This window comes from Planktothrix mougeotii LEGE 06226 (assembly GCF_015207485.1).
Lineage (GTDB): Bacteria > Cyanobacteriota > Cyanobacteriia > Cyanobacteriales > Microcoleaceae > Planktothrix.
Genome location: NZ_JADEWU010000034.1, coordinates 21,840 through 35,150, shown reverse-complemented (window position 1 = coordinate 35,150; position 13,311 = coordinate 21,840). Strand labels below are relative to the sequence as shown.

General features: G+C 38.3%; 9 protein-coding genes. 3 read left to right on the top strand and 6 right to left on the bottom strand.

Annotation, left to right across the window (positions count from 1 at the left end; all coding sequences use genetic code 11):
- The first annotated feature begins 221 nt into the window (after window positions 1–221).
- A complete protein-coding gene (gene purF, locus IQ236_RS15160; RefSeq protein ID WP_193870008.1) occupies window positions 222–1,703 on the top strand; it encodes an amidophosphoribosyltransferase in 1,482 nt (493 codons plus the stop codon).
- A gap of 91 nt (window positions 1,704–1,794) precedes the next feature.
- On the opposite strand, the gene IQ236_RS15155 is transcribed toward purF, so the two are convergent.
- Together IQ236_RS15155 and hemW are read right to left on the bottom strand one after the other, a co-directional pair.
- The gene (locus tag IQ236_RS15155) at window positions 1,795–3,117 is read right to left on the bottom strand and encodes an aromatic ring-hydroxylating dioxygenase subunit alpha (RefSeq protein ID WP_193870007.1); all 1,323 of its coding nucleotides are present in this window, start codon (window positions 3,115–3,117) and stop codon (window positions 1,795–1,797) included.
- 204 nt (window positions 3,118–3,321) lie between these two features.
- The gene (gene hemW, locus IQ236_RS15150) at window positions 3,322–4,590 is read right to left on the bottom strand and encodes a radical SAM family heme chaperone HemW (protein ID WP_193870006.1); all 1,269 of its coding nucleotides are present in this window, start codon (window positions 4,588–4,590) and stop codon (window positions 3,322–3,324) included.
- A gap of 287 nt (window positions 4,591–4,877) precedes the next feature.
- Between hemW and IQ236_RS15145 the strand changes: the two genes are divergently transcribed.
- Together IQ236_RS15145 and IQ236_RS15140 are read left to right on the top strand one after the other, a co-directional pair.
- The gene (locus IQ236_RS15145; RefSeq protein ID WP_190523216.1) at window positions 4,878–5,957 is read left to right on the top strand and encodes a PIN/TRAM domain-containing protein; all 1,080 of its coding nucleotides are present in this window, start codon (window positions 4,878–4,880) and stop codon (window positions 5,955–5,957) included.
- A gap of 352 nt (window positions 5,958–6,309) precedes the next feature.
- Window positions 6,310–8,625 carry a diguanylate cyclase domain-containing protein gene (locus tag IQ236_RS15140; protein ID WP_193870005.1) on the top strand — a complete coding sequence of 772 codons (2,316 nt, stop codon included), beginning with the start codon at window positions 6,310–6,312 and terminating at the stop codon, window positions 8,623–8,625.
- On the opposite strand, the gene IQ236_RS15135 is transcribed toward IQ236_RS15140, so the two are convergent.
- The 4 genes from IQ236_RS15135 to rpmA all read right to left on the bottom strand — a co-directional run bounded on the left by IQ236_RS15135 (window position 8,601) and on the right by rpmA (window position 13,271).
- Window positions 8,601–10,796: an alkaline phosphatase D family protein gene (locus IQ236_RS15135; RefSeq protein WP_193870004.1), complete on the bottom strand. Its 2,196-nt coding sequence runs from the start codon at window positions 10,794–10,796 to the stop codon at window positions 8,601–8,603. The two genes, IQ236_RS15140 and IQ236_RS15135, sit on opposite strands and share 25 nt — an antisense overlap.
- A gap of 121 nt (window positions 10,797–10,917) precedes the next feature.
- Window positions 10,918–11,844 carry a class I SAM-dependent methyltransferase gene (locus IQ236_RS15130; protein ID WP_193870003.1) on the bottom strand — a complete coding sequence of 309 codons (927 nt, stop codon included), beginning with the start codon at window positions 11,842–11,844 and terminating at the stop codon, window positions 10,918–10,920.
- Between the two features lie 144 nt (window positions 11,845–11,988).
- The gene (locus tag IQ236_RS15125; RefSeq protein WP_193870002.1) at window positions 11,989–12,477 is read right to left on the bottom strand and encodes a GNAT family N-acetyltransferase; all 489 of its coding nucleotides are present in this window, start codon (window positions 12,475–12,477) and stop codon (window positions 11,989–11,991) included.
- 509 nt (window positions 12,478–12,986) lie between these two features.
- A complete protein-coding gene (rpmA, locus tag IQ236_RS15120) occupies window positions 12,987–13,271 on the bottom strand; it encodes a 50S ribosomal protein L27 (protein WP_190523230.1) in 285 nt (94 codons plus the stop codon).
- Window positions 13,272–13,311 lie beyond the last annotated feature (40 nt).

Here is a 13,311-nt window from a genome sequence, read left to right as displayed (position 1 = left end):
TCAAGATGTTAACCAATGATCAAAATCTGAGTCCTACACACTGATCACTGATCACTGATCACTGATGACTGATTTTATTTCCTGATCCGTGTCAAATAAGCTACAGTAAAGAGGGACAAGATTAAGAGAATATTAACTTTTTAGTCATTCTACCTCTATAATCCAGTAGCGTTATACCGTTCCCACCATCTGACTTTGCCAATCAGGAGCCAAACCGTAACATGATTCCAAACGATTCCCTTGATACGCACTCTGCCCACCCGGTTGATCACGAACAACCCGATAAACCAGAAGAAGCCTGTGGCGTTTTTGGGGTTTATGCTCCGGGTGAGGATGTTGCAAAACTGGCTTATTTTGGTCTGTACGCGCTCCAACACCGAGGCCAAGAATCCGCCGGAATTGCCACCTTTGAGGGCGACAAGGTACATCTACATAAAGACATGGGTTTAGTGTCCCAAGTCTTCAATGAAACCCTATTAAACGACCTCGTTGGCCATATTGCGGTGGGCCATACCCGCTATTCCACCACGGGATCGAGTCGGGTGGTGAATGCTCAACCTGCGGTGGTCTCAACTCGTTTAGGTTCCCTCGCACTAGCACATAATGGTAATTTAGTCAATACTGGGGAATTGCGTGAGGAATTAACCAAGCGTGAATTTGACTTTCTGACCACGACGGATAGCGAAATGATTGCCTTAGCCATCGCCTCAGAAGTCAATAATGGCAAAGATTGGTTGGAAGGGGCGTTAAGTGCCTTTAACCTCTGCCAAGGAGCTTATAGTTTAGTCATAGGTACTCCAAAAGGATTAATGGGAGTGCGTGACCCCAATGGCATTCGACCTTTAGTGATTGGAACGTTACCGACAAATCCTAAACGCTATGTTTTAGCTTCAGAAACCTGCGGATTAGATATTATTGGGGCAGAATATCTGCGGGATGTGGAACCTGGGGAACTGGTTTGGATCAGCGAAGAAGGAATGGCATCCTTTCACTGGAGTCCGAAACCTGCGCGGAAATTGTGTGTGTTTGAGATGATTTATTTTGCCCGTCCTGATAGTGTGATGTGTGGCGAAAGTCTCTACAGTTATCGCATGGAAATTGGACGGATTTTAGCCAGAGAATCCTTTGTAGATGCGGATATTGTCATCGGCGTTCCCGACTCTGGAATTCCCGCCGCCATTGGATTTTCCCAAGAGTCCGGCGTTACTTTTGCTGAGGGTTTAATTAAAAACCGTTATGTGGGACGGACGTTTATTCAGCCGACCCAAAGTATGCGCGAGTCGGGAATTCGCATGAAGTTAAACCCGTTAAGGGATGTATTAGAAGGTAAACGGGTGATTATTGTCGATGATTCGATTGTTCGAGGAACAACCAGTCGCAAAATTGTTAAGGCGCTACGGGATGCGGGTGCAAAAGAAGTTCACATGAGAATTTCTTCTCCTCCAGTAACCCATCCTTGTTTCTATGGAATTGATACCGATAGTCAGGAACAATTGATTGCGGCGACGAAATCTATTGAGGAAATTCGTCAACAAATTGGGGTAGATACTTTAGCTTATTTGAGTTGGGAAGGAATGTTAAAAGCAACACGGGAAGATCCCAATACCTTCTGTTCGGCTTGTTTTACCGGGAATTATCCGATTGATATTCCTGAAAAGGTAAAACGCTCTAAATTAATTTTAGAAAAATCGGTAACGGTTTAAAGTAGGATGAGCTTCGCCCATCAAAATCCTATTCAGGATAGAGTTTTGATGGGCTGTTTTTTTAGGGTGTTTTGAGCGGGAAAAATTCACCCTACTCTTTGTCTGCGTGAATATAATCTATGAAATAAAACTTGGGTTCTAAATAATATTTTAATCCTCCATAAATACCTAATCCGAAAAGAGCGATCGCCATTAAGGGAAATCCCCAGTGTGACCGAAGAGAATCTGAGATTAAGGCTACAGTAGAAACCGTTAATACGAAGTAAATTAATAACCCTAATTGTAACCGTTGAATATTTTTTAAAGCATTTCGACAGCTACTACAATGTTGGGTATGTTGGTGATAAATATCCATAACTTGACGACGGTTATCATTAACAGGGGAATATTCAGGAACCGGAATATTAAGCTGTTTCCAAGGTAACTGTCCGTGACAATACTCTTCAAACCATTTACGGAATTCAATAATTAAACGATCAGCGCTGGTTGGCATTTTATAAGCGGTTTTCCAGGTTTGATTCGGGTGATTTTGTTGTAACAAGCGTTCCTGTTGATGCAGTAGCATCATATCACTATCCATGACTAAATTCCGCAGCATAATATGATCCCACCATCGAGGCTTAAGTTGAACTAAAGTTTTAGCAAAGTTTTGAGGAAAGAAACCAATTAATCGGGATTTTCCGGGTAAAACAGGAATACAATACGCTACAATTCCAACTTTTTTGCCGTTAGGAAATTCAATTTGATATTCTATATGACAAGGGGGATGAAATTTAATCGTGCGACCTGGAACAGAAATTGTGGCTTCAATAGCCTGGATTGTTGATTGCAGAAGTTCAAACGTAATCGGTTGAGCATTTTCTCGCCTTCCTTGTAATCCATGATGAGCAAAAGCAACGTGACTTGGATCAACTAAATTTTCGACTAACGTTTGCCAATCATAGTCTAATTCTCGAAAAAAAGAACTCCAAACAAATCCTTTTTCAGCATCAATTTGAGGGGATAAAGCTAAGGGAGTTTTTGCAGCTAATTCAGGAGATAATGGATCAGTCCAAACCCATAAAATTTCCTGTTGTTCGCGGGTGGGAAAGCTTTGAACACAAAATTTATCTTTGACTAATTCCGGGTTTTCGGCTTGGGGAATGCGGGTACAAACACCTTGAGAATTGAATTCCCAACCGTGATAACTACACATTAAATTTCCCGTTTTTTCATCAATTCTGCCTTCACTTAAGGGGGCTAAACGATGGGGACATTCATCTAAAAATATTTGATAATGTTGTTGATCTTTGGGTTTCCAAATCACTAAACGCATTCCCAATAGGGTGATTGTTTTTGGATATTTGGGGTCAAGATCGACTAGAAGAACTAGAGGATACCAGTGTTGAAAAAAGTTAAATTCGGGTGTTGTCATCTCTTTTTCTCCTAAGACTTACAACAATATAGCAAGTCTAAATGAATTGTACACTCATCATGATATCAAGATTATTAACCCTAAAAAATGGACACAAATTCGTTTTGTAGGGGCAAGGCGCGCCTCGCCCCTAGGATTATTCGGATTTCCAGCTATTTGTACAACTGATTTAGACTTGCTATAGAGAAGAGGATTAAACCTCAGCTACAGTTCGCTTAATCCAGCGAATACTGTTGATAAAATTTGATTGGAGACTAAGAAACCATCGGGATCAGTTAAGCGAATTAATCCTTGATTAAAGTTAGGTTGAATTAAATTCTGATAACTATCTAAAAATTCAACTAAACCTTGTTGAAAAAAAGGCATTAATAGTGTTATAATATTGTGTAGGGTATCTGTTCCGAATTGTTGGGATAATGCTTCTAAATTAATGCCTTCTGATAACCGTAATCCTAACATTAAGGTTTCTAATAATTGTTCTTGAGTTGTATTCACAAATTCACTCATATCATCAGAATGATCCCCTTTCACCCAAGCATAATATTCTAGGCGTTTTCGAGGTCTTGTTAAACGATAACCTTGAAGATAACTCGCCGCACCCATGCCAAACCCATAATAGGATTGTTTTTTCCAATACACTAAATTATGCTGACATTGAAACCCAGGTTTGGCATAGTTTGAAATTTCATAATGTTCGTATCCTGCTTGTGTTAATAATTTTTGAGCCAAACGATACATTTGAGTTGTAGTCTCTTCCGAAGGTAAAGGGAATTCACCGGGAGTATAATAGCGGGAAAAAGGGGTTTTATCTTCGACAATTAAATCATAAATCGAAACATGATTCGGGTTAATTTGTAATAGTTTTTTTAGAGACAATTCCCAATCTTTGAGGGTTTGTTCAGGTAAACCGGAAATTAAATCTAAACTCCAGTTTTGAATTCCTACTTGTTCAATAATATTAATAGCAGTAAAAACTTCCTCAACGCTATGCGATCGCCCTGCTAATTGTAACAATTTATCTTGAAAGGCTTGAACCCCTAAACTTACCCGATTGATCCCTAAATTTACAAAACCCTGTAATTTTTCCCGATCAAAGGTTCCGGGATCAACTTCCATGGAAATTTCTGCATTTTTAGCAATACCCAATTTTTGATCAACGGTGTTTAAAATCCTCTGAAGCTGATGAACAGATAATAATGAAGGAGTTCCCCCTCCCAAGAAAATTGTATTTAAGTTAGAAGCTGGAACAATTACAGATTCTTGATCAATTTCTTGACATAAAATATCGACATAATCTTGAATCATTGTAGAATTATCCCCGTGTTTGCGATCGCCCACAACCGCAACAGCAAAATCACAGTAAAAACAACGCCGACGACAAAAAGGAATATGTAAATAGGCAGATTTGGGCGGTTCTAAATCTTGAAATGGCAAGGAAGGCTGAATTTTGTTAACAAGAGGATTAGCATTCATGGAATTTTATCAACATTTGTATCTTCAATTCTAAATTGTTTGTAAAGAAATTAGAAGTTTGATTAGGTATGAAACCGTAAACCTTGAACCCATCAAGATGTAGAGAGTATAGGTACAAGCGGGTTTAGAGTGATCTCGAATGCCAAACTTAAGGGAGGATGGATAGATGCAGTCGGTTTTCCCTAACCCTTGAATACAGATCAGGTTTCCGACAGAAGATATAATAGTACCCAAACCTGCGGATCTCCTCAACAGGATTTCCAACCCACTTCCATCGGCTTAAAATCATGCTAGATGCAATCATTATTATTTTATTCATAATAGCTGGTGCTGGAACGGGCTTCTACGGCATTGAATTGCTTCCGAAACCTGTACTCGATCAAGTCACCAATATCGAAGGACTGCGATCCGTTACAGGTGCATTTACCGCCTTAATCGGAGGCGTGATGGGTTTAGTGGTGCAAACCACCTATCGCCGTTTAGAAGAACAAATTCGTCAGATGCCACTGGATGTTTTAATCACCCGTGCGATTGGTTTAGTGATTGGATTATTAGTGGCTAATTTAATGTTAGCGCCTTTATTTTTACTGCCTATTCCCCGTGAAGTTGGGTTTATTAAACCCTTGTTAGCGGTGTTATGCAGTGTCATGTTTGGATTTACTGGGGTTAATTTAGCGGATACTCACGGACGGGCATTTTTCAGAATTATTAATCCCAACAGTTTAGAATCAATGTTATTGGCAGAAGGAACCCTAAAACCTGCCTATACAAAAGTCATTGATACAAGCTGTATTATTGATGGACGGATTGAAAGTTTGTTAGAAACCGGTTTCATCGAAGGTCAAATTTTAGTTCCTCAGTTTATTTTACAGGAATTACAATTAGTAGCCGATGCTTCTAATGATCAAAAACGAATCAGGGGACGGCGAGGATTAGATATTCTCAACCGTCTGCGGGAAGACTATCCTGATCAAATTTCCATTCATCCGGCTGATTATGAAGAACCTCAAACAGTGGATGCCAAATTAGTGAGATTTGCTCAAGAAATTAACGGCACGCTGTTAACGAATGATTACAATTTATCCAAAGTCGCAACGGTACAGCAAGTTCCAGTTCTGAATATTAATGATTTAGCTCAAGCCATTCGTCCCTCCTATTTACCAGGGGATATTATTGAGTTAAAAATTAGAAAAGAAGGAAAAGAACCTTCTCAAGGAATTGGCTATTTAGATGATGGCACAATGGTTGTCGTGGAAGATGGAAGTGAATATGTCGGAGATCAGGTGCGCGTTATTGTGACCAGTTCTCTACAAACTTCCGCAGGTCGAATGATTTTTGCTCGTCCAGAACATTCGGTTTTAGCTTAAATTACCAAATTCAGCCCTAAAATAAAACCTGGTTTCTCTCAAAAATCTTAAAAATAAGATTTAATGGGGATAGAGAGACTAGGTTTTTAGCTGATCATAAGCTATTTATTGATCAGCTGACTGCGGATGATATCATAAATTATAATCAGTCTTTTAAAAACCGAAACCAGAATTATAATTGCTTTTCTCGATAAACTAGAGAAATAATTACTACTCCCTATTCCCGGTATTACCTTAAAATACTATTTAAAGAAGAGCGATAATATTGTTATATTCTTCAGGGGCAAATTATTCTCAAAAACTGGCACTATTTGAAGTTTCTCTATCAATTTACAAAATCCAGGGAGGATTTATGGCAGAAGAACTAACAGATTGTTCCTATAACCCAGAAAGCCCGTGTCAAAAGCTAAAGATTCAAGTTCAACAATTAAAATTACAACTGTACGAAGAACAACAAAACTGCAAACAGTTAGAAAACCGACTCCGAAGTCAAGAAAAATATCGAGAAATTGTAGAAACGCAAACCGAATTAATTTGTCGATTTCTACCGGATGGAACAATTACTTTTATTAATTTAGCCTTTAGTCGTTATTTTAATCAATCTTTTCAGGAATTAATAGGAAAAACGACTTATTCCTTAATTCCCCCAGTCGAACATCAACCCTTAAAAACTTACCTCCAAAGTTTATCTCCCCAAGCTTCAGTCGGTACTTACAAACATCCTATTATTCTATCTTCTGGAGAAGTTCGTTGGCAACAATGGATTCATCAAGCTTTCTTTAATGAACAAGGTGAAGTTATTGAATATCAGGCGGTTGGACGAGATTTGACTGAATGTAAACCCGTAGAGGAAGAATTAGAATTTGCTAAAGAACGATTTGAAGTAGCGATTACTGCTTCTAATGATGGATTTTGGGATTGGGATTGGGTAACGGGAGAAATTTATTTTTCGCCCCGGTGGAAAGAAATGATTGGGTATAAAGATGAAGAATTACCGAATCTTTTATCCTCTTGGGAAAAAGTGATTTTCTCCGAAGATCGGATCACAGCTTTAAAACGAATTGAAGACTACAATAGTGGAAAAATTGAGCGATTTTTAGCAACACAACGATTTTATCATAAAAACGGATCAACGGTTTATATTCTCAGTCGTGCGATTCATTTTAAAGATGATCAAGGGCGTGTGATTCGGATGGTTGGGGCGCATACTGATATTACAGAATTAGTTAATGCTCAAGAAGAGTTGAAACAAAAAACAGAAATTTTACAAATGATTATTGATCATATTCCGATTATGTTAGCCTTTTATAATTCTCAAGGTGAAATCAAATTCATTAATCGAGAATTAGAGCAAGTTTTAGGATGGTCTTTTGAGGAAATTCAACAGATGAATCTCCTAAAAGCTTGTTATCTTGATCCAGAATATCGTCAGGGTGTAATTGATTTTATGTTAAGCGCAACAGGGGAGTGGAAAGATCTAAAAACCCTGAATCGACAGGGGAAACTTTTAGATACAGCTTGGGCAAATATTCGGTTATCTAATGGAATGCAGATTGGCATTGGACAGGATATTACCAAACGAAAAAAAGCCGAAGTTGCTATCAAACAACAAATTAAATGGGAACGATTAACCCAAAAAATTACAACCAAGATTCGTCAAAGTTTAAATTTAGATGAAATTCTGCAAACAACCGTGGATGAAATTCGAGATTTACTCGATTGTGATCGGGTTTTATGTTTACGATTTTATGGAGATAAAACCAGCAAAGTAGTCACAGAATCCCTAGCACCGGGTTGGTCTTCCTTGTTAGGTGAAGCTTTCCCAGAAGATGATTTTCCTAAAGAGTATTATCAACGGTATTGTCAAGGGTTTCCTCGGATTATTCCTGATATCAATCAAGATATTTTATTACCTTGTTTAGTGAAATATTTACAAAGTGTAGCAATTAAATCTAAATTAATTGTTCCCCTACTTCAAAAGGAAAAATTATGGGGATTATTAATTGTTCATCAATGTCGATATCAGCGAAATTGGCAACAATCAGAAGTTAAAATTATTCTTTCTTTAGCTGCTCAAGTTAACATGGCGATTCAACAATCTCAACTCTATCATAAACTTGAAGAAGTTAATCAAGAATTACACCGCCTTGCCACGGTTGATGGATTAACTCAAGTTGCTAACCGTCGTTATTTTGATACCTATTTATTCTCAGAGTGGAAACGGTTAGCACGGGAACAATTGCCCTTATCTTTGATTTTATGTGATGTAGACTTTTTTAAAAATTATAATGATATGTATGGACATTTACAAGGCGATGAATGTCTAAAAAAAGTCGCTGAAATCTTAACAAAATTAGCCAAACGTCCAGCAGATTTAGTGGCTCGTTATGGCGGGGAAGAATTTGCTATTATTTTACCCAACACAGACCAATATGGGGCGATTACTGTCGCTCAATTGATTCAAAAGGAATTCGCTAAAGTTAAAATGATTCACCCCGATTCCCCCCATCGTTATATAACTTTGAGTCAAGGGATAACCACTTGTATTCCTCTTCCTAATACTCATTTTGATCGGTTGATTCAAAGGGCAGATGACGCACTTTATGAAGCTAAAGCAAAAGGGCGAAATCAAGCTATTTTTTATCAAACGGAATTAATCACAAACTGACTAATGACTTCTGGCTGACGATTAATAATATTAGCAGGACTTGTTTTAATATCGGTTTCGGTATAAGGTTCAATTCCGTAGACGTTGACTTGTAACTGTTGGGTTTGTTCATCTACCACAAATTCTGTCCAGCCAAAATTATGCACCGCAAAATAAGACCCTTGCATTAACTCAGCTTTTCCTTGAGTTTCATCTAAACCAATCGGATTATTATATCCTAATTGATTTAATTGATTATTAAGAATATTTTGAACCAATTGATCTTGACTAGAAGCCGTATCTAAGGTTTGATAAAAATCCTTTGTCTCTTGAGTAATGGTATCAATTGAACTCAAGTTAATCAGTTCTGAACCAAAGGTTGCAGGAATCAACTCCTCCCCTAAATTCAATTGCTGACCTATAGGCCCTACGGTAATTTCAATCGCATCAGTTTGAATTTGAGGTTGATCAAAACTTAATTGATAAGTTAACTCATTAACAATCGTTCCATCTGCACCGCCTGATATAAACACCACATTCTGAATATTATTTTGATCAATAAATTGTAATAAATCCGTGCGTTCAGCCGCATAGCCTTCCCAACGGTCAGCCGACTCAAACAGTCCTAAATTTTGCATGGGAACCGGAGAAAAAATAAATTTCCAAGTCACGCCAGCGTTTTGGGCATCTAATAAATTAGTCTTTAAATCTTGTAACTGAACTTTACCTAATAACGTCCGGTTGGGGTCAAAAGAAGACGCTAAAAATTGATGAATTTGACTGTCTAAAGCCGGGTCAGGAACTTGAGGTAAAGGTGCATCTCGAAACGAACGGGCATCTAATACAAATAGAGCCCCATCCTGACCAAAAGGTTGAAATCGATAGAGTTTTTCTTGATTTGCTGTGCGTGGATCTCCGGTTTCTCCATACACTTGATTTCCCACAGGATTATAGTCTTTCCAAGCTTCTAAACCGATATTAAATTGATTGGTATCATTAATAAATTGTCCTTCATTTCCAAAAAAGAATTGTTGAGGAGATAAGGCAGGATTTTCTCCTCCGGCAAAATTCTCAATTAGATTTTGATCATTCCAAGTCCCATATAAAGTTGTGGAAGCTTGCAAATTTGCCCAAGGATTAAGATCTAAACGGGGGGAAACAATTTCATTATATTTGGTTCTAAAATCTAAGGGTGTTGTTGCTTGTTGTACATCGGGTAAATCAGGAGAAATTGTATCCGCAGAAATGGTATTTCCCAATTGTACAAAAAAGTCTAAATTGCGTTCGGGAACGTTATCGACAGACATATAAGGCATTAATTCTCCTTGTCCGTCTGCTGTTGCTCCAAATCTTAATTCTGTTTGAATATCGAGGGGTGCTGGCGTGCGAAAACTTCCCACCGATGATACCCCTTGAGCATTGGTAAATCGATAAAAATATTGAGTATTAGGTGCTAAATTATTGACTGCTAATTTAACAGGTTCAGTAATATCGGTTACGGTGGTATTGAGAACACCAATAGGATTAAAAAAACTTAGATTGGTAGCATATTCTAACGTAATCGGCCCTGCCGCCGAACTGCGTGTCCAAAATACCGTTGAAGTTGCAGTTGTATCCCCCGTTGCGACTCGATTTAATAAACTAGAACCCTCTGGGTCAATAAAGGGGGTAAACCGTCGATTTTCCGCAGCCCCAATATTAATATAATGTTGAATTCCCGTGAGTTCATCTCGTTCAACCGCAGCCGCAGCATCGGGATTTTGAGCTAAATAATAGCTAGAATTATAAAGGGGTGTGGGGCTACGATCTTCAAATTGTCCGAATTCAATAAAATGTTCAATTCCCGTAATATTACCTTGGGCAACGGCTTGGGCAACATCGGGATTTTCGGTTAAATAATAAGAGGTATTAAATAAAAAACTGGGGTTACGATTTTCAAATTGCCCTAGGGTAATATAATGTTGAAAACCACTGGCAAATGCTCCACTATTAACGGCTTGGGCAACATCAGGATTTGTACTTAAATAATAAGATTCATCATAGAGGGGACTGGGTTGGCGAACTTGAAATTGACCCGACTCAATAAAGTGTTGAAATCCATTGGCAATTACCCCACTCTGAACAGCCGCAGCAACATCGGGATTTTGAGCTAAATAAAAGGATTCATTAAATAAACCATTGGCTTCTAACATAAACGTAATTTAATGAAATGAACTGATAACCTTTAAGGGCGAGATGACCTCGCCCCTACATCCGAAAATGCTCATTTATGGCTAATAGTTCCACAATTTTAAAGCGGAATCTTTTTAAATCCTAGCTCACCTTAGCAATAATGGTTCGGTGACGAGGGCTATTAAATTTAATCGTAGGACGTTGAAATCCTGCATCCATTATGGCTTGTTCAATATCTAATGTGAAATATTCATCTAAATAAGGTTCTGTACTTTTTAACAAAGTAAAAACATAGGGGGGCATTTTTTTAAATTGTTCTGATTGCGGATTCATATCCATAATTGCCAAATGACCATTTGGACGTAATAAACGTCGTGCTTCGTGGAAAATTTCACGGGTGGGAGCTTGGGGTAATTCGTGACAAATTAAACACAAAGAAACTAAATCAAAAGAAGCACTGGGTAAACGGGTTGATTCTGCCGCTGCATGAACCCATTGGGGGGGATATTTCCAATTGGATTGTTTTTGGGTATTATAGGTAGCAACTGCTAAAAAATAAGGCGATAAATCTACACCCGTTAACTTCGCATTAGGAAACGTTTCTTGCAGCGCTAATGTACTCATTCCCACACTACATCCCAAATCTAAAATATCCTGGGGAGGAGTCGGTAATTGAGCTTTTAAAATATCATGATAACTTTGCCGCAATTTAGCATCACCCTGGGCACCTGCTTCTGGCCAAATTTTAGCATGAACCGCATAAGCCGCAACTTCGACTTCAACCGCCGCTTGCCAACTTAGATTTCCCTCCTCATAGGCGTGGAAGGACGTAACATAATAATCGGGATATTGCAGATTGGGGTTTTCAACTTGAGATAATTCTGCATCCCAATTCCGGGCGAGTAAGGTTTCCGTCTGTTTTCGCCAAGGAACTCCCATTTTTTCAGCCCGTTTAATCATCATTTGTCGGGCTTGGTGTTTCGCAAAATTGCTGAGGGGTTTAACCGCTAAAATCCCGTTGACGAAGCGGGACATCAATTCAGGTTTGGAGGTTGTGCTGACCGTCATGATGGATATCTAAGTATTTACATCTATGTTTCTTAGTGTTTCACGATGGGGAGTTTTTGTCACCTCTGAAGGGGAAAAAAGAAACGACAGTTCTCAACAAAACTTATAATTTTAATTGCTAAATTTGTGCTACAGACGGGGTTTTTAGGTTTGTTGTGAGGAATAAATGCTTGTTAAGTCTGGTTTTTGACTCTTCATTTCTAACAGTTGATTATTCAAAACCATTGTGGTACTTGAATTATATTCAAACCCAATATGTTCATAAAATTTTTGTTGATAGGTTGTCATTAAATAAACTCGTTCAACGCGGCACATTTTGGGATGACTTAATACAGTTTGGACTAATTTTCGTCCCAGTCCACTCCCTTGATAATCAGGATGAATTACTACATCCCAAATATTCGCGCGATAAATGCCATCAGAAGTTGCTCTTGCAAACCCAATCATTTGCTCATAATCCCATACTGTAACAACAGGTTCACTATTACTAATGGCAATTTTTAAATCTTCTTGGCTTCGATCTTTTGCCCAAAATGCAGCGAGTTGAAATAACCTTTGAAGCTGGTTTAAATCAATGTTAGTACGAGAATCATTAAATAAGATATGATGGTGATCCGGTGAAACAGCTTTCATAGAAAATAATCCTTTAAATGATTTTCAGCAACCGATAACCACTGATAACTGTTAAGAAACTGATGAATTTTAACTCAAGATTAGCACGTTAAAGCAGATCCAGTTTAATCTACTGAAACAAGGTGCTATGGAACAGATCAAAGTTCATTGATTGTGTGGCGAATTTAACAATATTCAAAAAAATACGCCTCTTTTCCAGATGGTAACTGGACTGATATTGAGTGTTTTTCTTGAAATAAATCCTATAACATAGGGATAGAATAATCAAGAGTTTAGGATAAAATATGAGCGTTTAATGACATTTGCAGCCAGACGGTGAGATTTTCCCTAGAACACTCTCAGAAATTCTGTAATTTCAGTAACTAATTGCCTGATTTAACCTGTTTTTTAACCCTTAAATAAAGGGGTGCGTGCGCTGTACTTACGCACCCTACAAGGGTTGAATCATGCTAAATTTTTTTAATAAAAAACGGGCTATTTTAGCCCGCTTTAACAAGAGATAAAATTAATTAAGCTTCAACTGCTGCGGGTTCAGCTTGAGGAACAGCGTAAACACTAATTTTTTGGCGAGTTTTACCTTTACGTTCAAAACAAACAACCCCATCAATTTTGGCGAATAAGGTATCATCGCTACCGATACCCACATTGTTACCGGGGTGGAATTTGCAACCCCGTTGACGAACTAAAATATTACCCGCGCGAACAACTTGACCGCCATAACGCTTGACACCCAAGCGCTGGGCGTTAGAGTCACGACCGTTACGAGTGCTACCCGTCCCTTTCTTATGAGCCATTGTATTCTCCCAATGAAATAATCAGTATGTTAGATAGTCT